Origin of the sequence: Tenacibaculum aiptasiae (genome assembly GCF_965221665.1) — a bacterium.
GTDB lineage: Bacteria > Bacteroidota > Bacteroidia > Flavobacteriales > Flavobacteriaceae > Polaribacter > Polaribacter aiptasiae.
In genome coordinates this window covers 478,900-504,654 of the sequence record NZ_CBDCSN010000002.1, presented here as the reverse complement: position 1 = coordinate 504,654, position 25,755 = coordinate 478,900, and the positions used below count along the sequence as shown (strand labels likewise).

Sequence of the window (25,755 nt, the reverse complement as noted above, 5' to 3'; positions counted from 1 at the left end):
CAAACGCTTTTTTTGTTTTAATAATAGTATTTTTGAACTATGAATATTGAGGTTGATTATATTATAGTAGGTTTAGGTTTAGCAGGGATATCATTTGCTGAAATTTTAGAAAGAAATAATAAGAGTTTTGTTGTTTTTGAAGATAATTCACAAAATTCCTCTATAGTGGCTGGTGGAGTATACAATCCAGTAATACTAAAACGTTTTACACCTGTTTGGAATGGACATAAACAAATAGAACTAGCAAAACCATTTTATAAAAATATAGAAGAAAAACTATCAACTCAATTGGATTATGAATTTCCAACAAAAAAAGTGTTCAATAGCATAGGGGATGAAAACAACTGGTTTATAGCTTCAGATAAACCAATGTTAGCTCAATACATGCTTCCTAAGGTATTAAAAGGAAAAATAGATGGAGTTGTAGGTGATTTTGGATTTGGCGAATTAAAAGGTACAGGAAGAGTTGATACTACAACACTTGTAAAATTGTATAAAGCGTATTTGAATGAAAAGAACTTGTTAATAAATGAAAGTTTTAAACATTCAGAGTTAATTTTAAAAGGAGAAAAAGTAAATTATAATAATATTATTGCTAATAGAGTTGTTTTTTGTGAAGGTTTTGGAGTAAAGAATAACCCATATTTTAATGAACTTCCACTAAAAGAAGCAAAAGGAGAAACGATAACAATTCATGCACCAGAATTAAAAATCAATTTCTTATTAAAATCAAGTGTGTTTGTAATGCCATTAGGCAATGATTATTACAAGGTTGGGGCTACCTTTAATTGGACAGATAAAACTTCATTACCTACAAAGGAAGGAAGAAAAGAGTTGGAAGATAAACTACAAAAAGTAATTTCAGTTCCATACACAGTAACCGATCAGTTGACAGGAATTAGACCAACAGTAAAAGATAGAAGACCTTTAGTAGGAACACACTCTAAATATAAACAATTAGCAGTTTTAAATGGTTTAGGAACTCGAGGTGTTATGATAGGTCCAAGTATAGCTACAAGTTTATTTAAATACTTAGAAAAAGGTGAAAAACTAGATAAAGAAATAGATATAAAGAGGTTTGAAAAATAAATTGTTATTTTTCAGATTGTAATTCCTTAGCCTTTTTATTGTAGGATACAAAGAGGTTAATCCAGATTATACGAGATAAACGTAAATTGATAGGAGTTAATAATAGAGAAACAACTACAATTGAGATAAAACTCTTTAAGATTGAGAGTCCAAGGAAAACTTTAGCAATAATAAAAATACCAACAAACAAAGCAACAGCAATAGCATAGTTAACATACATTGCACCAAAGAAAAAAGAAGGCTCCATCATGTATTTTAAGTTACATTTAGGACAGTTCTCATGCAAAGTTGTTATTTTCTTCGGATTGAAAGATATACGGTATTTAAAAAACTCACCTTCATGACAACGAGGGCATTTACTTTTAAAAATACTGTATAGTTTACTTCCTTTTCCAAACATATCTTATTATTGGCCTAATTAATTATTTCGTTTTGTAAGTTTGCACAAATTTCAACAAAAATAACACAGTATTTTGTAACAGTAGTTACAAAAACAAAGTAATTCGTAAAAAGACTATGTTAAACGTACATAATTTATCGGTTTCGTTCATGGGAACAGATTTATTCTCAGGAATCACTTTTAAATTAAATAAAGGAGATAGAATAGGATTGATTGGGAAAAATGGAGCAGGAAAATCTACTTTATTAAAAGTGCTTTCTAAAGATATTGAAAGCAGTGGAGGTACTATGGCTTTTGATAAAGAAGTACGAATAGGTTTTTTACGTCAGGATATAGATTTTGTTCATGGTAGAACAATATTAGAAGAAGCGTATCAGGCATTTACAGAAATTAAAGAAATAGAATTTGAACTTGATGAAATTAACCAACAGCTAGCTGAAAGAACCGATTATGAAAGTGAAGCTTATAATGATTTAATTATAAGCTTGAATGAAAAAACAGAGCGTTATGAGTTGTTGGGAGGTTATAATTATCAGGGAGAAACAGAAAAGATTTTACAAGGTTTAGGTTTTCAAAGAGAAGATTTTGATAAGCTTACAGATACTTTCTCAGGAGGGTGGCGTATGCGTATTGAATTAGCAAAACTATTATTACAAAGTAATGATATATTATTACTAGATGAGCCTACTAATCACTTAGATATTGAATCGATTATTTGGTTAGAAAACTTCTTAAAAAATTATGCAGGAGCAGTAGTCTTAGTTTCGCATGATAAGATGTTTTTAGATAATGTAACCAATAGAACTATAGAAATATCTTTAGGTCAAATTTACGATTACAAAAAGCCTTATTCAGAATTTTTAAAGTTACGTGCAGAAATAAAAGAAAAGCAGTTACAAGCGCAAAAGAATCAACAAAAAGAAATAGAGCATACAGAAAAGCTAATAGAGAAATTTAGAGCAAAGGCGAATAAGGCTGCAATGGCTCAATCATTAATAAAGAAGCTTGATAGAGTTGAGCGTATTGAAGTAGATCAAGATGATAACGCAACAATGAACGTTCGTTTTGCAATTTCAAAAGAACCAGGTAAAATAATTGTAGAAGCAGAAAACTTAGCTAAAAATTATGGAGAAAAACAAGTGCTTCAAAATGTAGATTTACTAATCGAACGTAATAGTAAAATAGCTTTTGTTGGTCAAAATGGACAAGGGAAATCTACATTAGCTAAAATGATGGTGGGAGAAATTCCATTTGAAGGAAATTTAAAGTTAGGGCATAACGTAGAAATAGGATATTTTGCTCAAAATCAATCAGAAGAATTACCACCAGAAAAAACAGTATTGGAAATTATGGAGGATGCTGCGACAGATTCTAACAGAATGCGAGTTAGAGATATGTTAGGGTCATTCTTATTCGGAGGAGAAGCAGTTGATAAAAAAGCAAAAGTATTATCGGGAGGAGAACGAAATCGTTTGGCATTATGTAAATTATTATTATCACCTTTCAATGTGTTAATAATGGATGAGCCTACGAATCACCTAGACATAGCTTCAAAAAATGTACTAAAGAAAGCACTTCAAAGCTTTGATGGAACATTAATTATAGTGTCTCATGATCGTGATTTTCTACAAGGTTTAACTACAACAGTTTATGGTTTTAAAGACAAGGTAATAAAAGAATATTTAGGAGATATTGATTATTTCTTAGAGCAGCACAAAATGGAAAGTTTGCGTGATGCAGAAAAGAAAACAGTTGTAAAAGAAGGTAAAGATACTTCAAAAAAAGAAAGCTATAAATTATCTAGAGAACAAGAGAAAGAAATAAAAAAGCTGAAGAATAAGATAAATAAAATTGAAAATAGAATAGCTGATATCGAAGCAGAAATAGAAAAAATAGACTTAGAGTTAGCTCAAAACTATGAAGAGGTATCTTCTCAGCCTAATTTCTTTGAAAACTATAAAGCAAAGAAAGCAGAAGTAGATACTTTAATGGAAGAATGGGAAACAATAGAAGAACAAATATCTAAATACTAAAAAAAAGCTCTTATAATTTTATAAGAGCTTTTTTAATGACTTAATTATTGTTGAAAACAGGTTTCCATAACAACGTAATCAATTCCTCCTTTGACAAATCGTTTGTCAGTAAATTTTAAATTAAATTTTGTATAAAATTTAGATTTTTCCACTCGGGCATTACACCAAAGTTTTTTTAGTTTTTCTTCTTTTACTAAGGAAATTATATGTTTCAATAATATAGATCCATACCCAAAGCCTTGAAATTTGGTAAGTGTTGCAAACTTTCTAAATTGAGCTTCTTTATTTTTAACAAACAAAGAAATAACAGATGTTAATTCTCCATTTATAAATAAACCAAAATGTCTAGCATCTTTATCATTTTTTAAAGAAACGTAGTTCATAGGCATATTAGGCCACATAACTTTATGACGAATAGGTAAAACATCTTTAGTGTTGATTTGCTTTATTTGAATAGTTTGATATGTCATTTTTAAACCCTCTAAAGTTAGAATATGTATTAGTTCTTTTGCATTTGCTGAAAAAAGAATTTTATAACCTCAAAATTTATGTCAGATGTAGTCCAATGTCCTACATTTTCATAAGTTTTAAAAATAGGAAAGATATTATTGTTTTGATATATTCTTTGGCATTCTAAATATCTTTTATAAACTGATTCTCCAATATTTTGATTTATTATTTCACGCTCCTTTTCGTCATAAGCATCGTCAAATTGAACAGCATCATTTTTATCTAATTTACCCATATAGATAAATTGTGGAATTTGTTTGTATTGCTTAAGATCTAATTTTTGATGAAAGAGTTTTTCAAAATTCATGATTCCAATTGGATAATCTAAGTTAATCTTATTAATTTTCCTTAAAGGCAACATTAGTTCTCCATTAAATCCACCAATAGCTAAAGCTTTAATCGTTTGAGGATGGATAAAAGAAAAGCGATTCGTAAATGTTGCTGAAGCCGAAAAACCATTCATGAAAATTTTAGGAGCTACTTTAATGTTTAAGGAAGATAAAGCGTTTTTAGCATCATTTATCATGGCTAATAATTGTAAGTCTAATCGTTTCAATTCAGGAGATTCTTCAAGCATTACATCTTTATCTAAAGCATGAGTATACATTAGAGGTTTAGAATTAGGTCTTGGAAAAATAGGGACAAGTAAAGGAATTTTAAGCATTGTAGAAATGTTATTTCCAACTGAGCTCACTGAAGCTAGATCAATAGCATGTTTTTTATGAATTTCTATATTATCTGATGTTTTCCCTGTATTATTTGGTTCAACAAGTAAGAATGTTGATTTGTTAAGAGGAGTTTTTTTGGGGATAAATAAAATATAATCATGATGAAACCCTCTTTTAGGTTTCTTTTTAACGATGATTAGACTATCGCTTTTAAAAGATTTTACTTTTGAATTTTGAGCAGAAGTAACAAAATATGATATTGTTAAAAATAGGAAGAATACAAATCGCATTTAAAAAATATTTATTCTAATTTAACGATTGTTTTAAATTAATGTTACAAGAATTCTTGGTAATGGAATATGAATTATTAAATAATCAAGTTTATAAAAGTCCAGTTTTCAGTAATAAATCTAGTATTTTAGCACGTCAAATACAGTAATATTGAATAGTATTAGTAACTCTTTTTTTAAACAAGATTTTTTAAGTCAAAATCAACAAGTTCTTCTACCTATTTTAGAAGAAAAACAAGTGACGCTTTATATAAAACGAGAAGATCAAATTCATCCATTTGTTTCTGGGAATAAATTCAGAAAACTTAAATACAATATAGCTCAAGCTAAAGAACAACAAAAAAGTACTTTGTTAACTTTTGGAGGTGCTTATTCTAACCATATAGCTGCAACAGCAGTAGCTGGGAAGTTATCGGGATTTAAAACCATAGGAGTAATAAGAGGTGATGAATTAGGAATAGATTTAGATAAAACATTAGCTCAGAATGAAACTTTAAGAGAAGCTTTTAAAAATGGAATGAAGTTTAAATTTGTTTCGAGATCAGTTTATAGACAAAAAACAGGAGAAAATTTTATAAAAGAGCTTCAAAAAGAGTTAGGAGATTTTTATCTGATACCTGAAGGAGGAACTAATGAATTGGCTATAAAAGGTTGTAAAGAGATCTTAACAAAAGAAGATGAAAAATTCGATTATATTTGCTCTGCAATTGGCACTGGAGGGACTGTTTCTGGTTTAATAGAATCAGCTAAAGAGCACCAAAAGATAATTGGTTTTCCAGCGTTAAAAGGAAATTTTTTACAGGAAGATATTCAGAAATTTGTGAAAAGGAGTGATAATTGGAATTTGGAAAATGGATATCATTTTGGTGGATACGGAAAATATAATGAAGAGCTAATTCGTTTTATAAATGAGTTTAAAAAAGCTACAAATATTCCATTAGATCCAATTTATACAGGAAAAATGATGTTTGGATTGCTAGAGAAGATTAAGAAAGATGAATTTCCAAGAAATAGTAAAATATTAGTAATTCATACTGGAGGTTTACAAGGAATTTCAGGTGTAAACCAAAAATTAAAGAATAAAAATCAAGAGATAATAAACATTTAATGAGAATAAAGTTAGTTTTTTATATAGCAATTTGCACAACGTTTTTAGTAAGTTGTGGTTCTAATAAAAATGTAGTCAAATCAAAGCAAAAAGAAGTTGTGTTGGAAGAGGTTGTAGAAGTTGTGCCAGAATTACCACAATTGGAACAAGTACAGAAACCTTTGAAAACTAATACAAACCATACAGTAGCTTATATTCAGAAGTTTGCACCAATTGCAGTAAAAAAAATGCATGAGCATAATATTCCAGCTAGTATAACATTAGCACAAGGAGTATTAGAATCGGGGAGTGGTAGAAGTGATTTAGCAAGGAGGTCAAATAATCATTTTGGAATCAAATGTCATAGAGGATGGAAAGGGAAAAGTGTAACACACGATGATGATGAAAAAGGAGAATGTTTCAGAAAGTATAAATATCCAGAAACATCTTATGAAGATCATTCACAATTTTTACTTACCCGTAAAAGATATGCTAGCTTATTTAAATTAGGACATACAAATTACAAAGGATGGGCTTATGGTTTACGAAGAGCAGGTTATGCAACAGATAAACGTTATCCGCAAAAATTGATAGGTATTATTAAAAAGTATGATTTAGCAAAATACGATAGAATTAAACCTAAAAATTATAGAAAATCTCAAAAGGTTAAAGCAGGATATCATGAAGTACAAAAAGGAGATACTTTGTATTCTATTGCTAAGAAATACCAAACAACTGTAAGTAAAATAAAAGAAGCCAATGGGCTTACAAGCAACAGTATTAGTATAGGAGAAAAATTAGTAGTAAAATAAAAAAAGCGGAGTACCACTCCGCTTTGAAAACTAACTACTAATCAAACTAAACCTACCAAGAATAGTTTTTCTTTTTCGCTTGCTTTTTTATAGCTTTAATCATAACACTTTCCAACTCGTTATTCTTAGATGATTCGCGTTGTTTTTTAGCAACGTATAGTTTTCTTTTTTTATCCAATTCTTTAATTTTTTCTTGAATTTTTAATCGTTCTTTACGTTTAGTTTCTACATATTTTTTTATCTCTTTTGATGATTTGTTTTGTAAATGTTTAGGAAGTTGCTTTTTCTTTATTTTACTATAATCAATTTCTTTTTCTTCAGAAGCATCTACTAAATCCCATTCAGCATTTTTATACAGTTTAGAACTTTTAGTAACAGCTCTTTTTACAACGACAACTTCATCTAAAGTTAGAGCGTTAGCATCTTGTTTTGTTTGATTACTATATTTAGAATATCCTTTGTTTCCATAATGAATATAAGTTTTGTTTAGTTTCTTGTTTAAAATGATAATCTCTTGATCATAAGGAGTAACTATATGAACAATGTTCTTATTGTGATTAATAGTCATGTAATCTCCACCACCATAAAAAGCACCATCTTGCCACATTCCAGAAATACCTAGGTTATAATCTCCACAAAAAATAGTATTAATAGTGATACCTTTTTCTTTAGCATTGGTAATCGCATCTTTATAGTTTAATTTACCTTGTGTAAAAGGTTCGTTACCAGCAATAAAAATCATTTTTAAATCATTCTTTCTTTTTCCCCAATCTAGTTCATTCAGAGAGATTTGAATAACTTGTCCACAAAATTCACTACCTCCATTTGTAGTTAAAGAGAACAAATGTTCCGAAATATCATCTAAGTTACTGGTGAATTGTAATACCTGACGAATATATCCTTCTTTTGAAGATAATTGATCGTTTCCATATTCATATAAGGCAATTTCTAATTTAGGAGTTATTCCATTGCATTTAGCATAAGATAGTTCATTTACAATTTCCCACAATTGAGTTTTTGCTTGATTAATGAGTCCATCCATACTATTACTTGTGTCTAATAATAATGCAACTTTGGTAGTTTGTTTTTTACTTTCAGGACTAATAGTAGCATAACTAACTATAGAAAATAGAAAAGCAAAAACGAATAATACTTTTGATACATGAGTTTTCATATTTTTTTGTTTTAAGTTATAAATAGTTTGTTAGCTAATTACTTCAAAACTAAAAGCAACTTATTTGGAAAAAAAACGAAAATGAGTAAACAAGTTATATTGTTGAGTAATTAGAGTTAAGAAATGAGTAAAGTAGGTTTTTTGATAAGTATTATAGGTGTTTTGGAGTAATAGTCAATTTTTTGAACTCAGTTTTTGTATGTATGTTTACACCAATTAAGAAAGAGATGAATAAAAAAATATACATATTATTTACCCTGTTATTACTGAATGTTTGTGTAGCTTTTTCACAAAATAAAGAGAATGTAGCTAAAGAGTTTTCAGTAAAAGTGAAGATTGTAGAGGATAGCTCTGGAAAAGTAATTAAAAATGCAGATGTATCAGTAAATGGTAGGAAGTTTTTATTTTCAAATTCACAGAATAGATATATTGTTAAAGCAAAATCAAAAGATGAACTAGTGGTTACTCATCCAGATTTTATGACTGTTTATTACACTATAAAAGATAATGAAGATATAAAGGTTTTAGTAAAAGATTTTGAGGGAAAGAAAAAATCAAAATATAGTTTAAATAAAATTTCTTTTAAAAATATAGAAAAATCGAGAAGGAAAAAAGGATTGGATTTGTATGGACAGTATTTTGATTCTGTAAAGTTTTATAAGGAAAAAAATTTAGATAAAAGTTTAACTTTTGTTGAGAAAATGCTGAATGAAAGTGAAACTAAAAGAAGAAAATCAGTTTCTTATAAAGAATTAGGAGAAATATATACATATTGGAAGCAGTACGATTTAGCAATAGAAAATTATAAAGCATCTATAAATGAAGTTTATGACAATAAAGTATTGTTATTGCTAGCTAAAACAGAATTACTAGCCTTAAAAAATGGAGATGCAAAGAGGAATTATAAAAAAGTTTTGAAAGGAAAACTAGGTAAATATGATCGTTTATTAGCTTATGAAGGGTTAGGAGATGTATATAAAAATTTACAAGAGTTTAATAAAGCCATAGATAGTTATAAAAGTGCTTTGAAAATTGCTCAAGAAAATCAAATAAAATCTAAGATAATAGATTTGAATGCTAGACTAGCAGAAGTCTATGTTAAGTTAGGACAAGAAAATAAAGCAGACTCATTATTTAAAAATTCTTTAGATTTTGCTTATGATAATGCTGGTCGCACATTTAATTCCTTGAAAGTGCAACAAAAAGTTGCCGATTATTACAATCAAGCTCAGCGTTATGATGATGAAATAGATTTAAGAAAAGAGAGTTTAAAAAATGCTAAAAACATAATAGTTGATGAAAAAGATAAAGAATCACAAGTCGATTCAATTACGTCTCAAAAAATAAATTATAAGATTGGAAACGCTTATGTTTTAAAAGAAGAATATGATGAGGCAATACCTTATTTAAAAAAGAGTATAGAAGAGGCAGGTAAAAATGAAGATATTATTATTCAAAAAGATGCAACACGAAAACTTTCAGAAGCATTTGAATCTGTAGGAGATAACAAAGGAGCATTAGAAGCTTATCAAAGTTATGTTAAGTTGGTAGATACACTATATTCCAGAAAAGAGCAAGAGATACAACAAATCAAACGTTTTGGTAGGAGAATAGCTGAGAGTCAAAATAGAATATCAAGCTTAGAAAAGGATAAAGAATTAGCAGAAAATAAAATAGATTTAGCTTATAAAGATCAACAATTAACCCAAGAAAGTAATAAACGTCAAGAGTTAATCATTTATTCATTATTAGCAGGGATTTTATTAATGTGTTTATTAGCCTATTTCATGCATCGTACTAATAAAGAACAAAAACTAGCAAATAATTTATTAGCACTAAAATCGATGCGTTCGCAAATGAATCCTCATTTTATATTTAATGCATTAAATTCTGTGAATAATTTTATAGCAGTAAATGATGAACGTAGTGCAAATAGGTATTTGTCAGAATTTTCAGTTTTAATGCGTTCAGTGCTAGAGAATTCAGATGAAGATTTTATACCATTAACAAAAGAAATAGAACTATTAGAATTATATGTAAAACTAGAACATAATCGATTTAAGGATAAGTTTGAATATGTACTTGCTATTGATAAAAAAATAAAATTAGATACCTATACTATTCCGCCAATGTTATTGCAGCCTTATATAGAAAATGCCATTTGGCATGGACTTCGATATAAAAAAGAAAAAGGAAATTTAACAATTTCTATGGTTCAGTATGATGAAGAAAGTATTTTGATAAGAATTCAAGATGATGGTGTTGGACGTAAAAAATCAAAGGAGATGAAAACTAAACATCAATTAAAACAAAAGTCGAAAGGTTTAAGTACTATTCAGAATAGAATAGCTATTTTGAATGATATGTATAAAGATAGAATAGCTGTTTCTGTTTCCGATTTATTGGAAGATGGAAGTGGAACAAAAGTAGAAATGATTTTAAAAAGAAATTAGCAATGAAACTGAAAGCAATTATAATAGAAGATGAAGCAATTGGAAGAGATATATTAAGAAATTACCTCTCAAAGTATTGTCTTAATGTTCAATTGATAGGAGAAGCAAGTAATATAGATGAAGGGCAAAAATTAATTGAAAATAATAATCTAGATTTAGTGTTTTTAGATGTAGAAATGCCTTATGGAAATGGATTTGATTTGTTAGATAGAATAAACAATCAAACATTTGAAACTATTTTTGTAACAGCTTATGATCATTATGCAATTGAAGCATTAAATAATCAAGCAACATATTATTTATTAAAACCAATTTCAATTGATGAATTAATAAAGGCAGTAAGTCTAGTAACTGAAATAAAAGAAAGAGAAAAAGAGTTAGAAAATACAGTACTGTTACCAAAGAATAATCAAGCTTCAAAAAAAATAACAATACCGCAACAAGATGGCTTTGAAGTTATTGATATTAATGATATTCAGTTCTGTAAGGCAGATGATAATTATACTGAAATTCACTTTTTAAACTCTAAAAAATTAGTTAGTAAGACATTAAAATATTTTGAAGAATTATTAAAAGAAAGCTCATTTGCGAGAGTACATAAATCGTACTTAGTAAATGTAAATATGATTGTTAAATATAAAAAAGGAAAAGGAGGAAGTGTAATTTTATCTAATGGACAAGAAATTATGGTTTCATCATCAAAAAAAGCGAACCTGTTATCATATTTTAAATAGAAATGAAAAAGATTGCATTATTAATTTTAGTAGTTGTTTTTGCTTCTTGTCACTTTTGTGGAAGCAAAGTTGAATTCGAAATAGTTAATAACACAGAATTTGTTATAGATTCATTAAATATTGTTCCGAATTCAGAAAAACCATTAAAAAACATAACCTTAAAGCCATATCAAAAGTCTATGTATGTAGTTGATATGTCTGATATTCCTCCAATAGATGGAAGTTATAATTTGAGTTATAAAATGAATAACGAGTTTGTAAATAAGAATTATGGTTATTATTCAAATGGAATACCTCTCGAAGAATATGTAGTGGTTACTATAGAAAAAGATACAGTAACATTTAATCCAAAAGAAATAGAGTAAAAATGAAAATTATAAAACCAGTAAATGGAAAGTCACCTCAAATACCAGAAGATTGTTATGTAGCAGAAAATGCAACAATTGTTGGGGATGTAGTGATGGGAAAAGAGTGTAGTGTTTGGTTTAATGCGGTAATAAGAGGAGATGTTCATTACATTAAAATGGGAGATAAAGTAAATGTTCAAGATGGAGCAGTAATTCATGCAACATATCAAAAATCTCCAACAACAATAGGAAATAATGTATCTATAGGTCATAATGCAATAGTACATGGATGTACAATACACGACAATGTTTTAGTGGGAATGGGAAGTATTATTATGGACGACTGTGTTGTTGAGTCAAACTCAATTATAGCAGCAGGTGCAGTGGTAACCAAAAATACTAGAATAGAAAGTGGTAGTATTTATGCAGGTATTCCAGCCAAAAAAGTAAAAGATATTTCTAAAGAATTAATCTCGGGAGAAATAGATAGGATAGCCAATAATTATGTAAAGTATTCAGGTTGGTTTAAAGAATAAAAAAAGCCCGGTTTTGTTTCCAAAACTGGGCCTTCAATCAAAAACTACTACTACTAATCAATTTTATTTTTCATCATCATTTTTATGATGTCTTTTTTTATGTTTTCTACGCTTCATTTTTTTCTTAGCTTTATGCTTCATTTTAGTAGCCATTTTTTCAAATCTTTCGTATTGCTTCTCATTTAGAATACGTTTCATGTCAGCTTTAAAAGCAATTTGAGCATCTAACATTGCACTTTTTTTCGCAAATCGCTCATCAGCTGTTAATTTTTTTCTTTCTTTTCCGCTTTCCTTCATTGCTTTTCTTTTTTCGTGCATAGCTTTACGTTTAGCTATTTTTTCAGCAAGTAAAGGTTTAATTTTACGTTGTTGAGCAGGAGTTAAGTCTAGCTTTAAAGTCATTTTTTTAACAGCTAATTCAGTTTGTTGTTCTACAGTTAATTTTTCAAAATCACCTTTTTTTCCTTTTTGTGCTTGAGTTGTTAAAGTAAATCCAACAGCTAAAACAAATAGTGCGATTAATTTCTTCATCTTTATAAAATTTTAAGTTTTTTAAATATTTACACATCTATGACTATGCTACTTTAAAAAAGTTTAAATTTGAAATACGTTTTTAACATTTCTTTAAAATTTTATGAAAAATATAATCAGAGTTTTAGTAAGGCTGCTTGTTTTGGCAGCAGCAATGTTTTTAGTTTTTTTCTTTTGGGCTTCATCTCCAACTATGGAAGCAGAAGAGTATTCAAAATTAATTGAAAATAAATATCCTCAAAGTAAAGATAAAGACTCTGTATATAGTATAGTTACTTATAATGTTGGTTATCTGAGTGGAATGACGAATAATTTACCAATAGCAAAACCTAAAGAATTATTTGATACTAATTTAAAGAAAGTAAAAGAAGAGTTAAGTAAAGTACAGCCAGATATTATAGCTTTTCAGGAAATAGATTATAATGCATCAAGGTCTTATGAAGTTAATCAAGAAGATGAGTTTTCTAAACTAGGTTATAATTATATTGCTAGAGGAGTAAATTGGGATGAACGTTATTTACCATATCCATATTGGCCTCCAAGCATGCATTTTGGAAAAGTAGTATCAGGACAATCAATATTAAGTAAATACAAGCTGAAAGATTATGAGCGTATAGTTTTAGAACGAGTTCCAGATAGTCCATTTTATAGAGATGCTTTATATTTAGATAGACTAGTACAAGTGGTTAAAGTTGTACTAGAAGGAAAAGAAGTTGTAGTTATAAATATTCATTTAGAAGCATTTGATAAACCAACAAGAGTTCGTCAGTTTGAATATGTTTTAAATGTCTTTAAGAGGTATAAAAATAACTATCCAACAATTTTATTAGGAGATTTTAATTCGAGAGCTAGAGATCAAGAGGCAATTATCCAGAAAATGTTTAAAGAAGAAGGTATAGGGAATGCAGCGTTTAACAATCAAAATCCTGAAAATACATTTGATACTAGAGATTTGTATGAACGAATAGATTATATTTTTTATACAGAAAACAGCATTGATTATATAGAAGGTAAAGTGTTAAATGCTTTTGGAGAAGCATCAGATCATTTACCTGTTGAGATGAAGTTTAGATTAAAATAAAAATAAAACTCGAAGTGAAAACTTCGAGTTTTTTATTGTGTAAATATGCATTTATATCAAACGTTGATTTATTGTAGACTCTCCATTGAGTTTTTAACATTATCAAAATGTTCCATTTTATAATTAGCTAAATGAGTAAAAAACTTATAATGCTTGTTGTCTTTCTTGTAATAAAAAATGTAACGTTTATCTGTTTTTCCTTTTTTATTTGGTTTTGTCTCATAAGAAACTCCAAAAGCACCATTTTTTAAAGAGTGTTTTTTAATGTTATCATGTTCGCTTAGTGCTGTTACTAAGAATTCTACATTATTAGGAAAGTATTTTTCATCTATTTCATCCCATATAACAGTACTCTTGTTTTTTCCAAAATGTATAGATCTGTTATCGTCTCTAATTTTATTATAGGTATCATAAAGTTTGGCTTCAGATTCGTAAAGAGTTATTTCTAAATTTGTACCTATAACTTTTACAGTAACTAATTTTTCTTTTTTACAAGAAATAAAAATGATAGAAAAGAAGGCTAGTAGTATTAAAAACTTATTTTTCATAATTAAATTAATTAAGATTATTTTACTTTTTTACAACTCAATGGTGCAGTAGCTCCAACAGTATGCTGTTTAAGAAATGAATCATAACGACCACCTCCTAGATACTTTTTGATAAAACCAAAGTTTCTGTAACCACAGCCTTCGTTACTCTTATAAAGTACGTCACCCTCAATATACTTTCCTTCTATATTTCCGTATCTATCTTTTAGAACTGTCCAATCTAAGGTGATTATTGCTCGTTTAAAATCAACATCTGACCAATTGTTTTTTGATCCCCATAATTTTACTTGCATTAGCATGTCTCTTTCAATATTTCGGTCTTTACGAACAGCGGTAGGTATTTTCTTTTCATCTAAAGCTTTAGATGCTATTTTTTTAGACATTTCCAATAAGGTTTCTGTACCAGCGGTAGCATCATAATTAAAATAACCAGCAATTTTTTCTTCATTTTGTTCCATTTTACCATCAGTTAAGGCTACTCTAATTTTATGTTTCTTGCTTTGTAAGCGATTTCCCATACGTTTTAATAAAAACACACTTCCTTTTTTATCCATAACAGAAGTTTCGATAGTAGCTGGAACTAATTGAAATACAACATAATTTTTTTCAATATCTTTTTTGTATAAAGACTTTACAGTACATTGATTTACAATTTCGTTTTCCTTTGGCAATCTGTCTTTATCATTTTTATCAACACCAACAGTAATCCAATAATGAGTTTTACCATAGGCGTCATAAAAAGAATTGGTTAAACGTTTAAAGTATCTGTTAGAGTTGAAAGCACTAGGTAAATAAGCTACTGCCCATATTTCGTCTCCAACTTTAAAAGAGTTTTTAATTAAGGTTTTGTCTTCTTTACCAATTTCAGGCTTCTTAGAAAAGAATACTATTTTTCCTACATTTTGTTTATGGAAATCAGAAGTAGGATGTTTTAAAAAATACTCTTTGGTTGATTTAGCTTTATTATTATTTAGTTTAGCAAATACACTATTTTTAATACCTAGTTTTTTCTTTCCTTCACGTAAAGCTTTTTTAGAAGTAGCTAGTGCAACAGTGTGTTTTATTAAATTATTTTTATCAAGTTCTAAAAGAACTAGCACTCCTTTTTTATCAGTTAAAACAAAGTTACCTTTTGTTGATTCATAACTGCCTTTATTTTTATCTAAAGGTTTAAAAATGTAGTTGTAATTTCCTCTACTTGTATTAAAAGTAGCTTTTATAACGTTGTCATCTCTCAAAAGAACATCGATAGTGTTAATAGCATCTCCAGACGTAAAGTAACTGCCTGTTTGAAAACTTTGTGCAACTAATTGCTGAGTAAATACAAATAGTATTATATAAATTATAGACTTTATTTTTTTCATTTTTATGAGTATTAAACTAATCTTATTTCTTTTTTATCGAATGGGTCTAAAACAGCGCTTTTTACATCGACCTCTACTTTAATGAAGTAAGCAGATTTTTCATTGTTAGCGAATTTTGCAATACTTCCAATTTTTCCAATAGTACCGCCTTTTTCCTTTAGATTATCTGCATTAGATTTTAAAAGTTGAAAGGGTAATTCGAAATCAAAAGTTTTATTTTCTCCAGCTTTAATAAAGAAGCTGTTGTCGTTTGTTGTTTCGCCTAGTTCGAAAGATCTAGTTGTTTGGTTGTCTCCTCTTCCTTTAGAAAACTCTTCAATAAATACAAAGCGCATGTTTTTTACTTCTTGATCGCTTTTTGATTTTAACTCAACACTGCCATAAACAATGTTAGAATCTTGTTTAACTTGACCAGGTACTAATAATTTCACTTTAACACCACCTATACCAAGTTTGTTTTTAATCGTTTGTAATAGTTTCATCGTAATTTTATTTGTAATTAGGTATATAATTATGCTGTAAAATTATTTGAAGTAAAATGAGTTGACTTCACCCGAAAGGGGTGATTTTTAAGAAAAGCTCATTTAATTAAAAAATGAGCTTTTATAGAAGTAATACTTTACCCTTCAAAAACAGTATTACCAAAAACAATTTGTTTTTGAGGCAAAATTATAATGAATAACTCAAGTTTATTTCACCCTAAAAAGGTGATTTTTCTATTTTTAAAATATTGATATTTGTAGTTTACTACTGTTTTGATATTGAAAACATTTAATACATATTACAATACGATACTTCTTTTTTTAGGAATGATGTCAGTCTTGAATACAATTGCTCAGAATGCAGTGTATAAGCATTTTACAACAGAAGAAGGACTTTCGCATGATATTACTTATCAGATAATTCAGGATTCTGAAGGTTTTATTTGGATTGGAACAGATGATGGATTAGTAAAGTATAATGGTAGTGAGTTTGTTGTTTTTGGTAGTGATAAAGGCTTAAAGTCTAATTTCGTAATTGATGTTATTGAAGATGCTGAAAAGGAAGAATATCTTATAGCTACTTGGGGAAGAGGAATTCATATTTTAAAAAATGATAGCATTTTAAAAAAGCAATCTAGGGTTAAAGACTACTCGAAAATTAGTAAAATTTTTAAATTAAATGATACGCTAGTTTATGGTGTAACCAATAATAGTAAACAAATATTTTATAATTTAAACACAAGAGAAGTTATTCCTCATTTTTTAGGTTTTGATAAAGAACATTTATTATTGAAATTAAAAAATGAATTTAAAAAAACAATTCTAGATATAAATCAAGAGTTTGTTGAAGGTAAACTTTATGTATTCGATTCAGAGTTAAATACAGCAAAAGACAGTCCATTAAAAGGAGTTTATTCGCTAAATGATTTAGTATATGATAAAGAATATTTTGAAGGGGTAGGAGACAAAAATATTCATGCACTAACAAAAAATAATAACAACTATATATTATCATCTTACAATATCTTGTTTTTTTATGAAGGAAAAAGATTGATAAGCAAAAAGGCACTTAATTTAGAGAAAGGGAAGATAATACAACTTCAAATTTATAAAGACAAAATATTTTTTGTATTCATAAACGCTGAGAATGGAACGAGGGAGCTGTATAGGTATAATTATCTAAATGATTCTATAACTAATATATCAAGGAAATATTTATTAAAGAGTTCAGTATCAGATTTTATGTTTGATAATGATGCAAATTTATGGATTACAACTTATGGGAATGGAATTTATCAGGTGCTTAACACTAATAATGTTTTTTACGATAAACATTTTTTTTTAAATCCAGATTTAAGAGATGTAGCTGTTTATAAAGAGGGACTTATAACTATGGCTCCTAACATAGTTTATAATGTAAGAAATTCAGCTATTACATCTATAAAAATACCATTTCATACGGAGGTTTTTCAAGTCAAAGAAAGTAATTTGATCAATGTAATTGCTCCTAATAAAAGAAACCGAAGTTATAAAGAAAAAATAGGGGATTTTCAATTAAAAAACGAAAACTGTAAGCATTTTAACTTCAATATTAAAGAGAAACAGGTTGAGGTTTCTGGATTATCGTTTAAAATAGTAGATGATGAAACAATAAAAAAAGGCGAGTTTCATACAGTAGAAGGAGCTTATTTAAAAAATGCAATTGTATATAAAGATAATGTTTATGTGGTATTTGGAGCTTTAGGAGTTTATAAATTAAATGTTCTTTCAGGGAAGTTAGAAAAATGGAGTGAAAATTTAGGGATAGAGTCTAATATATTCATGGATATTGAAAAAGATGGTGAGTTTTTATGGTTAGCAACAAGTAATGGAGTTTATAAAGTTTCTAATAATAAAATTGTTAAACGATTTACAATTAAAGATGGTTTATTAAGTAATTATGTGAATGATCTTTTTATAGATAAACATAAAGTTCTTTGGACGGCTACACAAAAAGGGTTGAATGTTTTAAAAAAAGAAATATTTTATTCGTTAGATAAAAATTTAGGACAAGAATCTTCTTCAGTAAAGAAAATAGCAGAATACGATAGTTCCTTATATGTGGTAGGAAATAAAGGGCTTTTTAAATATGATAATTCACAACCATTTAGTCCTATATCGCATACAAGTTTAAAAATAAAACAAGAGAATACGAGTTTTGAAATAACCTCCATTAATTTTACAAATGCAAATACTGTAAAAGTTCAATATCAGTTAAATAAAGATTCTTGGATTGAAACTTCAGATAATAAAATAGATTTTAAGAATTTAATAGAAGATAATTACCAAATTGTTTTTAGGTATAAGGATGGTTTGAGCGATTGGAATTATTCTAAGATTTACGATTTTGAAATTATTTACCCGTGGTATAAGCAGTTGTGGTTTTATGTGTCGTTAATTTTTTTCATCGCAAGTAGTATTGTATTATTAGTGTATAAACAGTTAATAGAGTCGAGGAGAAAGAATAAAATAATACAAAGGACCTTACTGGAGAGGGAGAAGTTGCAAAAAGAACTTAAGAATGTAAGACATCAGATAGCACAAGATTTTCATGATGATTTAGGTAATAAATTAGCTAGTATATCAATGTTGTCAAATTTATCACTCAAAAAGACAACGGAAGAAAGTAATATATATCCAAATTTGAGTCAAATAAATAAAGACGCTAATTTTTTATATGCTGGTATGAGAGATTTTGTTTGGTCTTTAGATTATAAAAATAACAAACTTAGTGAGGTTCAGATTTATTTAAATGATTTTGGAGAAAAACTGTTTGAATATTCTGATATCAATTTTAAGAGTGCAAATAATGTAGCTAAATCAGGTGTTTATTTACCGCATTATTGGAATAAACAATTGGTGTTAGTTTTTAAAGAAGCTATGACTAATGTATTAAAACATAGTAAAGCTACAGAAGTATTGTTTTCAGTGTATTTAAATAAAGGAGTTTTAAAAATAACATTGGAAGATAATGGAGTAGGATGTGATTTAGAAGCCCTAGGAAGAAAAAATGGATTGAGAAATATGAAAGAAAGAATGAAATCAATTAATGCTGTTTTAAGTATGGATACTTTAAATGGATTTAAAGTTAGTTTCGAAAAGAAAATAAGAGAGTAAGATGAAAAATGTAGTTATTATAGAAGATAATGAGAGTCTTTTAATATCTTTTAAAGAAATAGTTAACTCTTCGGAAGAGTTTGAAGTTATTGGAGCTTTTTTAAATTGTGAAGAAGCGCTTTCTTATTGTAAAAATGTAAGTCCAGATATAATTTTAATAGATATAAAGTTACCTGGGATAAATGGAATTGAAGGAGTGAAAAGGTTTTATTATCAAAATCCAAAGGCTAAGAGCATGGTTATATCAGTGTATGAAGACTCTGATTATATTTTCGAAGCTTTATCAGCAGGAGCTATAGGGTATTTAACTAAAAACACGAGTCCAGAAGAATTAATAAACGCTTTAAGGCAAGTTAAAAATGGGGGGTCACCTATGAGTGGGAATATAGCCCGTAAGGTGGTTTCTTATTTTCAAGTTCCCAAGCAAGAAGAGTTAACGGTTAGAGAAAATGAGGTGGTTAAATTATTATCTAAAGGAAAGAGTTATGCTACTATAGCTGAAGAATTGTGTTTATCTGTAAATACAATTAAAACACATACAAGAAATATTTACGAAAAATTACATGTAAGTAAGAAAGAAGAACTGATACGAAAATTAAATAAGTTTAAATAAAAAACCCGAACGAATGTTCGGGTTTTCGGTGGTGCCTCCAGGAATCGAACCAGGGACACAAGGATTTTCAGTCCTTTGCTCTACCAACTGAGCTAAGGCACCAGTTAAAGCTTATTGAAGTAACAATCGTATAAAAATTATAACCAAAGTTAAAATTTAAATAGTGGTGCCTCCAGGAATCGAACCAGGGACACAAGGATTTTCAGTCCTTTGCTCTACCAACTGAGCTAAGGCACCAGTTGCTACTTTCGTTAAGCGGATGCAAATATACAATGGTTTTTTAATTATACAAAGTAATTGTTTTAAAAAAATGTATTGTAAATTTGAAATCTAAGAATTAGAGATATGAATTTGATTATTGATGTAGGTAATACTAGAGTTAAAGTTGCTGTTTTTGAAATAAATACGATAAAAGAAGTTTTCATTTTTGAAAAGGAAAAAATTATTTCAGAATTGAAAAAAATTATTTCAAAATTTAAGATTTCAGGGTCTATTATATCTTCAGTAACCAATTTTTCAGACTCAGATAGGGATAAAATAGTCGAATTATTAGATCCAATTTTTTTAGATAATGAAACAAAAGTCCCTTTTAGTAATTTTTATCATTCGCCAAAAACATTAGGAGTAGATAGAATAGCATTGGCATCAGCAGCAGTTAAAAAGTATCCTAAAAGAAATGTATTAGTTATCGATGCAGGAACTTGTATTACTTTCGATTTTATTAATAATAAAAAAGAATATTTAGGCGGAGCTATATCTCCAGGGATAAATATGAGGTACAAAGCGTTACATAATTTCACTTCTAAATTACCGTTATTAAAACCAAATGAAGTTTTAAGCTTTATAGGTAAGGATACAAAAAGCTCAATACATTCAGGAGTTGTGAATGGAATTTGTAATGAAATAAGTGGGGTTATAAAGCAATATGAAGATGAGTATCAAGATTTAACAGTTGTTTTAACAGGTGGAGATACATATTTCTTGGCTAAACAATTAAAAAGTGGCATATTTGCCCATCCAAATTTTGTTTTGGAAGGGTTACAAACTATTTTGATATACAATATAGCGAATGATTAAGAGATTTTTATTAGGGGTACTCGTATTTAGTACAATAACAATAGTAGCACAAAGAAATAGTGCATCACCATACTCTTATTTTGGAATAGGAGAAAGTTTTGAAGCAGTTACTGTAGAGCAAGCATCTATGGGAGGTATTGGTGTTGCTTTAAAAGATACACATCGTTTAAATTTTACCAACCCAGCAGCTAATGCAGATTTAAGAGCTGCAACCTATGGTATTGGAGGAAGTTTAAGCTTTTTAACAATAAAAGAAGGTGACAAATCACAAACTGGAAATTCAACAAATTTACGTTATTTAGCATTAGGTTTTCCTATAGGTAAAAAAGCAGGAGTATCAGTTGGTTTACAGCCGTTTTCTTCAGTAGGATATTCTTTATTAGAAAATCAAACTAGTAATGAATTTAATTTATTTAGAGGAGAAGGAGGAGCTAGTAAGATTTATGCAAGTTTTGGAATGTATGTTTTCGAAGGTTTCTCAGTTGGACTTGAAGCAGGATTTATATTTGGAAACCTTACTAATAGTGTATTAAACCAAAGAGTAAATGTAGCCTTTGCTACAAAGCAAGAAGAGAAGGTAAATTTAAGAGGAGGTCAGTTTAAAATAGGAGCTCAATACAAAAAAGAATTAAAAAATAAATTAAATTTATATTCTGGAGTTTCAGTTACATTAGATGGAGACTTGTCAGCTAAAGGGAACGAGAAAATGTATTCATTAGCATTTTCAAGTTCTGGTCAGGAAATATTAAAAGATGAATTATTTAATAGATCAGTTAATGGTGATTTAAGCATTCCTTTAAAAAGTGTTTTTGGAATAGGATTAGGAAAAGAAAACAAATGGTATGTAGGAATTAACCAACAATTCCAAAATGCTTTAAGTACTTCAAGTTCTTTAATAGCAAATGGAGGAGCATACAGATATGGTAAATCAAATAAATTTTCTTTAGGAGGTTATTATCTTCCAAAGATTAATTCAATATCAAGTTACTGGGATCGAATTGTTTATAGAGCAGGTTTGCGTATTGAAGATACAGGATTACAAGTTAAAACTAATAACGAATTTACTTCTATAAAAGACTTTGGCATAAATGTTGGTTTAGGATTGCCATTACCAGGACAGGTATCTAATTTGAATTTAGGATTCGAATACGGACAAAAAGGGACAACAAATAATAATCTTATAAAAGAAAATTATTTTAATATAAGATTAAGTTTATCTTTGAACGATATTAACTGGTTTAAAAAACGACAAATAGATTAATAAAAACTGATAAATGATGAAAAAACTTACGTATTTACTTACAGGATTATTTTTGTTTGTAGCCGTAAATGGTGTTAAAGCGCAGGCAAGTCAAGAGTGTAATATAAAGTATAACCTTTTTAAAGGAGATGCTAATACCAAAAAATATGCACAAGCTAAACCTAGTTTAGAATATTTATTAACGAATTGCCCTAAATTATCGGTTAATATTTATAAAATTGGAGCGAAAGTAGCAGATAAATTAAAAGATCCAGTTTTAGCAAAAAGAATTTACGAAACAAGATTAGCTAATTTTCCTAACAAGGGAGCAGCTAAAGCTCATAATGATTATGCTACTTATTTAATTAAAAATAAATTAGGGACTGATGCTGAAGTTTTTGAACTTTTAAAGAAGGCTTATAAAATTTCTCCAAAAGATATGGGGGTAAAAAATATCTTTAGATATTTTAAAGCAGTAACCGAGCAAAATAAAGATACAAACCCACAAGTAGTATTTGATACTTATGATGATGTAATGGAATCTGTACAAGAGAAGTTAGATGGTTATAGTAAGAAAATACCAGGTTTACAGGAGAAAGATTCAATGGGAACTATTGGGGCTAAAGAGAAAAAGTTATTAAGAGCTTATACTATGAATTCATCTGCATTAGGTAAAGTTGAAGGAGGACTAGATGCAATGATATCTAAATTAGCAACATGTGAAAGATTAATACCTATCTATACTAGAGATTTTGAAGCGAATAAAACTAATGGAGTTTGGTTAAAAAGAGCGGTGTCAAGAATGTATAATAAAGGTTGTCAATCAGATCCTTTATTTGAGAAGTTAGCAAATTCTTATGCAGAAGCTACCCAATCAGCAGATGCATATAACTTCTTAGCAGGAGTATTATCTAAGAATGGAGATAAGAGTGGAGCTGCACAAATGAGAAAGAAAGCATTTGATTTAGAAACAGACCCATTTAAAAAAGCAAAGTATAAGTTAAGAGAAGCTCAAAGTGCAAGCGGAAGTAGAGCAAGAGCTTTAGCATATGAAGCTTTAAAGTACAACCCAAATATGGGTAAAGCATATTTGTTCATAGCTAGTTTATACCAAAAAAGTGCTAACTCTTGTGGAAGCGATGAGTTTGAAAAAAGAATGGTATACGTTGCAGCTTTAAATAAGGCATTAAAAGCAAAGAGAGTTGATCCAGGATGTGGAGCAGGAAGATATATTTCTAGCTATAGAAAAAATGTACCATCTAAGAAATTGATTTTCCAAAAAGGAGTTTCATCTGGAGGAAGCCATAAAATTGGATGTTGGATAGGTGAAACTGTTCGTATTCCTTAATAGATTTAAATGAAATCATTTTTAGTAAATATATATAATAGCATTGCTGCCATTTGTTTGGTAGCAATGTTTTTTTCTTGCACAAACACAAAAAAAGAAGTACGTGATTTTTTAGCTGATAAGAATTTACCAATGGGTACGGCTAAGAATATTTATCACATACATAAAGACTCTGGAAAAATAACTTCAAAAACAAAAGCTCCAGTTTTTTACGATTTTTCTAATAGAAAAAAACATCCGTATAATGAATTTCCAAAAGGAATAGAAATAGTGTCAATAAGTAAAAATGGAAAAGATTCTATAACAATTACTGGTAATTATGCTTTAACTTATAACAAAACTAAGGTTTCAGAAATTAAAGGTAATGTAGTAATTGTAAATCATACGGAAAATTCTAAATTAGAAACCAATCAGCTATTTTGGGATCAAAAAGAACACTATTTTTTTACAGAAGACGGGTTTAGATTAACTACCCCAAAAAGTGTAATTAATGGATTTGGGTTTGAGTCAAAAGAAGACTTAACCAAATGGATAGCTAAAGATATTACAGGAGACGTAGAGGCAAATCAAAAAGAAATATAATGAACACACTTTGGAAATATTTACAATATGGATACCTTGTTGTAGGTGTTATTTTTTTAGTAGAAGGGATCTTAAAATGGAATTCAGATAAAGAAGAAGCATTTATTATGTTTGGATTTGCTATCTTTATTACATTAATTTTCTTCTTTAAAAGACATTTTAGAAGAAAAGTAGAAAATAGAAACCAACAGCGTTAATGCAACTTGAAGTCATTATAATTTTAACTTCTATATTGTTTTCAGCCTTTTTTTCGGGGATGGAAATAGCTTTTGTTTCAGCCAATAAACTACATATTGAGCTAGAAAAAAAGAGAGAAGGAATTTTGCCTAAGATTTTAGCAAAACTAACAAGAAAATCATCTAAGTTTATTACTACTATGTTAGTAGGAAATAATGTTGCACTGGTGATTTATAGTTATTTTATGGGGCAAATGTTAATGACTTGGTTTCAATCATTGTTGCCAACAAATATATCGTTTATAAACTATTTATTAGATGATTTAAGTTTACTAACACAAACCATTATATCAACAGTTGTAATACTAGTTACAGCTGAGTTTTTACCTAAGGCTATCTTTAGAATTTATGCAAATGAAATGCTAAAGGTATTTGTGATACCCGCCTATGTTTTTTACTTGATTTTTTATGGAATAACTTGGGTTATTACAAAAATTTCTGATTTCTTTTTACGTGTATTTTTCAAAACAAAAGAAGATGCAGTGCAAACAGAATTCAGTAAAGAAGAACTAGGGAATTATATTTCAGAACAATTAGATGGAGGAAATGATGAAGGAGAAGTTGATTCCGAAATTCAAATTTTTCAAAATGCATTAGAGTTTCATAAAGTAAAAGCAAGAGAAATAATGGTGCCTCGTACAGAAATCATAGCAGTAGATATACATGAGTCTGTAAGTAACCTTAAGAAAGTTTTTATATCAACAGGTTTATCTAAAGTTCTGGTTTATAAGAATTCTTTAGACGATATTTTAGGATATGTAAACGCTTTCGAATTATTTAAAAAACCTAGAGCAATCAAATCAATATTGTTGCCAGTTGAGTTTGTTCCAGAATCAATGATTATAAACGATGTTTTGAATAGTTTGATGAAGAAACGTAAAAGCATTGCAGTGGTTGTAGATGAATATGGAGGAACATCAGGAATTATAACAGTTGAAGATATTGTTGAAGAGTTATTTGGAGAAATTGAAGATGAACATGATAATCAAGAATTGTTAGAAGAAAGAATAAGTGAAGAGGAATTTAATTTATCAGCAAGGTTAGAAGTTGATTATTTAAATGAAGAATATGATTTAAGTATTCCTAAAGAAGAGGCCTATGAAACTTTAGGAGGTTTTATTATAAATTATACTGAAACAATCCCAAAACAAGAAGAAATTTTGGAAGTAAATAAGTTTCAAATTAAAATATTGAAAGCAAGTGCTACCAAAATAGATACTATTTATTTGAAAGTTCTCGATAAAGAAGAGTAGAGAGAATTTTAAGCTTAACATAGCAAACTACCTCAAAAACAGCTAAAAAAAACATTGCATTATTTAATGTGAAATTGTATTTTCGCACACTGTTAATAAAATAAACTACGT

Annotated in this window: 25 protein-coding genes and 2 tRNA genes; 17 read left to right on the top strand and 10 right to left on the bottom strand. The window is 28.5% G+C overall.

Going from position 1 to position 25,755, the window contains the following annotated elements; all coding sequences use genetic code 11:
- The first annotated feature begins 39 nt into the window (after window positions 1-39).
- Window positions 40-1,089: an NAD(P)/FAD-dependent oxidoreductase gene (locus ACOQN8_RS02620; RefSeq protein ID WP_420551492.1), complete on the top strand. Its 1,050-nt coding sequence runs from the start codon at window positions 40-42 to the stop codon at window positions 1,087-1,089.
- Window positions 1,090-1,093: 4 nt separating this feature from the next.
- Here ACOQN8_RS02620 and ACOQN8_RS02615 read toward each other — a convergent pair whose 3' ends face one another.
- Complete coding sequence (locus tag ACOQN8_RS02615) at window positions 1,094-1,489, bottom strand: DUF983 domain-containing protein (protein WP_150900119.1); 396 nt, start codon at window positions 1,487-1,489, stop codon at window positions 1,094-1,096.
- A gap of 116 nt (window positions 1,490-1,605) precedes the next feature.
- On the opposite strand from ACOQN8_RS02615, the gene ACOQN8_RS02610 reads away from it, so the two are divergent.
- Window positions 1,606-3,522 carry an ABC-F family ATP-binding cassette domain-containing protein gene (locus ACOQN8_RS02610; RefSeq protein ID WP_420551491.1) on the top strand — a complete coding sequence of 639 codons (1,917 nt, stop codon included), beginning with the start codon at window positions 1,606-1,608 and terminating at the stop codon, window positions 3,520-3,522.
- Between the two features lie 44 nt (window positions 3,523-3,566).
- Here ACOQN8_RS02610 and ACOQN8_RS02605 read toward each other — a convergent pair whose 3' ends face one another.
- Window positions 3,567-3,992, bottom strand: a complete 426-nt coding sequence (locus ACOQN8_RS02605) for a GNAT family N-acetyltransferase (RefSeq protein ID WP_420551490.1) — start codon at window positions 3,990-3,992, stop codon at window positions 3,567-3,569.
- 29 nt (window positions 3,993-4,021) lie between these two features.
- Window positions 4,022-4,990 (bottom strand): hypothetical protein, encoded by a 969-nt coding sequence (locus ACOQN8_RS02600; RefSeq protein ID WP_420551489.1) that lies wholly within the window; start codon window positions 4,988-4,990, stop codon window positions 4,022-4,024.
- A 151-nt stretch (window positions 4,991-5,141) separates the two neighbouring features.
- On the opposite strand from ACOQN8_RS02600, the gene ACOQN8_RS02595 reads away from it, so the two are divergent.
- Window positions 5,142-6,098 carry a 1-aminocyclopropane-1-carboxylate deaminase/D-cysteine desulfhydrase gene (locus ACOQN8_RS02595; protein WP_420551488.1) on the top strand — a complete coding sequence of 319 codons (957 nt, stop codon included), beginning with the start codon at window positions 5,142-5,144 and terminating at the stop codon, window positions 6,096-6,098.
- Window positions 6,098-6,889, top strand: coding sequence for a glucosaminidase domain-containing protein (locus ACOQN8_RS02590; protein ID WP_420551487.1), 792 nt, complete (start codon window positions 6,098-6,100; stop codon window positions 6,887-6,889). The genes ACOQN8_RS02595 and ACOQN8_RS02590 overlap by 1 nt, the downstream gene beginning before the upstream one ends.
- 52 nt (window positions 6,890-6,941) lie before the next feature.
- On the opposite strand, the gene ACOQN8_RS02585 is transcribed toward ACOQN8_RS02590, so the two are convergent.
- On the bottom strand, window positions 6,942-8,063 hold the full coding sequence (locus tag ACOQN8_RS02585; protein ID WP_420551486.1) for a vWA domain-containing protein: 1,122 nt from the start codon (window positions 8,061-8,063) through the stop codon (window positions 6,942-6,944).
- A 227-nt stretch (window positions 8,064-8,290) separates the two neighbouring features.
- Here ACOQN8_RS02585 and ACOQN8_RS02580 point away from each other — a divergent pair, with 227 nt between their 5' ends.
- From ACOQN8_RS02580 to ACOQN8_RS02565, 4 genes are read left to right on the top strand one after another with little or no spacing between them, the layout of a single operon-like run.
- Window positions 8,291-10,516 (top strand): tetratricopeptide repeat-containing sensor histidine kinase, encoded by a 2,226-nt coding sequence (locus ACOQN8_RS02580; RefSeq protein WP_420551485.1) that lies wholly within the window; start codon window positions 8,291-8,293, stop codon window positions 10,514-10,516.
- A 2-nt stretch (window positions 10,517-10,518) separates the two neighbouring features.
- Complete coding sequence (locus ACOQN8_RS02575) at window positions 10,519-11,250, top strand: LytR/AlgR family response regulator transcription factor (RefSeq protein WP_420551484.1); 732 nt, start codon at window positions 10,519-10,521, stop codon at window positions 11,248-11,250.
- A gap of 2 nt (window positions 11,251-11,252) precedes the next feature.
- Window positions 11,253-11,615, top strand: a complete 363-nt coding sequence (locus ACOQN8_RS02570) for a hypothetical protein (protein WP_420551483.1) — start codon at window positions 11,253-11,255, stop codon at window positions 11,613-11,615.
- 2 nt (window positions 11,616-11,617) lie between these two features.
- Window positions 11,618-12,133, top strand: coding sequence for a gamma carbonic anhydrase family protein (locus tag ACOQN8_RS02565; protein ID WP_420551482.1), 516 nt, complete (start codon window positions 11,618-11,620; stop codon window positions 12,131-12,133).
- Window positions 12,134-12,196: 63 nt separating this feature from the next.
- On the opposite strand, the gene ACOQN8_RS02560 is transcribed toward ACOQN8_RS02565, so the two are convergent.
- Window positions 12,197-12,664, bottom strand: coding sequence for a hypothetical protein (locus ACOQN8_RS02560; protein ID WP_420551481.1), 468 nt, complete (start codon window positions 12,662-12,664; stop codon window positions 12,197-12,199).
- A gap of 103 nt (window positions 12,665-12,767) precedes the next feature.
- On the opposite strand from ACOQN8_RS02560, the gene ACOQN8_RS02555 reads away from it, so the two are divergent.
- A complete protein-coding gene (locus ACOQN8_RS02555) occupies window positions 12,768-13,745 on the top strand; it encodes an endonuclease/exonuclease/phosphatase family protein (RefSeq protein ID WP_420551480.1) in 978 nt (325 codons plus the stop codon).
- 68 nt (window positions 13,746-13,813) lie between these two features.
- On the opposite strand, the gene ACOQN8_RS02550 is transcribed toward ACOQN8_RS02555, so the two are convergent.
- The 3 genes from ACOQN8_RS02550 to ACOQN8_RS02540 are packed head-to-tail and all read right to left on the bottom strand — an operon-like array spanning window position 13,814 to window position 16,139.
- Window positions 13,814-14,293 (bottom strand): hypothetical protein, encoded by a 480-nt coding sequence (locus tag ACOQN8_RS02550; protein WP_272151889.1) that lies wholly within the window; start codon window positions 14,291-14,293, stop codon window positions 13,814-13,816.
- Between the two features lie 17 nt (window positions 14,294-14,310).
- The gene (locus tag ACOQN8_RS02545; RefSeq protein WP_420551479.1) at window positions 14,311-15,657 is read right to left on the bottom strand and encodes a hypothetical protein; all 1,347 of its coding nucleotides are present in this window, start codon (window positions 15,655-15,657) and stop codon (window positions 14,311-14,313) included.
- A gap of 11 nt (window positions 15,658-15,668) precedes the next feature.
- Window positions 15,669-16,139, bottom strand: a complete 471-nt coding sequence (locus tag ACOQN8_RS02540; protein ID WP_272151887.1) for a sporulation protein — start codon at window positions 16,137-16,139, stop codon at window positions 15,669-15,671.
- 279 nt (window positions 16,140-16,418) lie between these two features.
- Here ACOQN8_RS02540 and ACOQN8_RS02535 point away from each other — a divergent pair, with 279 nt between their 5' ends.
- Window positions 16,419-19,295 carry a sensor histidine kinase gene (locus ACOQN8_RS02535; RefSeq protein ID WP_420551478.1) on the top strand — a complete coding sequence of 959 codons (2,877 nt, stop codon included), beginning with the start codon at window positions 16,419-16,421 and terminating at the stop codon, window positions 19,293-19,295.
- Window position 19,296: 1 nt separating this feature from the next.
- A complete protein-coding gene (locus tag ACOQN8_RS02530) occupies window positions 19,297-19,908 on the top strand; it encodes a response regulator transcription factor (RefSeq protein ID WP_420551477.1) in 612 nt (203 codons plus the stop codon).
- A 29-nt stretch (window positions 19,909-19,937) separates the two neighbouring features.
- Here the strand turns inward: ACOQN8_RS02530 and ACOQN8_RS02525 are convergent.
- Window positions 19,938-20,010 (bottom strand) — tRNA-Phe (locus ACOQN8_RS02525).
- A gap of 62 nt (window positions 20,011-20,072) precedes the next feature.
- Window positions 20,073-20,145: transfer RNA gene (locus ACOQN8_RS02520), tRNA-Phe, on the bottom strand.
- Between the two features lie 108 nt (window positions 20,146-20,253).
- On the opposite strand from ACOQN8_RS02520, the gene ACOQN8_RS02515 reads away from it, so the two are divergent.
- From ACOQN8_RS02515 to ACOQN8_RS02490, 6 genes are read left to right on the top strand one after another with little or no spacing between them, the layout of a single operon-like run.
- Window positions 20,254-20,985, top strand: a complete 732-nt coding sequence (locus ACOQN8_RS02515) for a type III pantothenate kinase (protein WP_420551476.1) — start codon at window positions 20,254-20,256, stop codon at window positions 20,983-20,985.
- On the top strand, window positions 20,978-22,246 hold the full coding sequence (gene bamG / locus ACOQN8_RS02510) for a BamG family beta-barrel-assembly machinery protein (RefSeq protein ID WP_420551475.1): 1,269 nt from the start codon (window positions 20,978-20,980) through the stop codon (window positions 22,244-22,246). The genes ACOQN8_RS02515 and bamG overlap by 8 nt, the downstream gene beginning before the upstream one ends.
- A 13-nt stretch (window positions 22,247-22,259) precedes the next feature.
- Window positions 22,260-23,573 (top strand): hypothetical protein, encoded by a 1,314-nt coding sequence (locus ACOQN8_RS02505; RefSeq protein ID WP_420551474.1) that lies wholly within the window; start codon window positions 22,260-22,262, stop codon window positions 23,571-23,573.
- 9 nt (window positions 23,574-23,582) lie between these two features.
- Window positions 23,583-24,155 carry an LPS export ABC transporter periplasmic protein LptC gene (lptC, locus tag ACOQN8_RS02500; RefSeq protein WP_272150104.1) on the top strand — a complete coding sequence of 191 codons (573 nt, stop codon included), beginning with the start codon at window positions 23,583-23,585 and terminating at the stop codon, window positions 24,153-24,155.
- Window positions 24,155-24,352, top strand: a complete 198-nt coding sequence (locus ACOQN8_RS02495) for a hypothetical protein (RefSeq protein WP_272150103.1) — start codon at window positions 24,155-24,157, stop codon at window positions 24,350-24,352. The genes lptC and ACOQN8_RS02495 overlap by 1 nt, the downstream gene beginning before the upstream one ends.
- Window positions 24,352-25,644: a hemolysin family protein gene (locus tag ACOQN8_RS02490; protein WP_420551473.1), complete on the top strand. Its 1,293-nt coding sequence runs from the start codon at window positions 24,352-24,354 to the stop codon at window positions 25,642-25,644. Before ACOQN8_RS02495 ends, ACOQN8_RS02490 begins: the two co-directional genes overlap by 1 nt.
- Window positions 25,645-25,755: the final 111 nt, after the last annotated feature.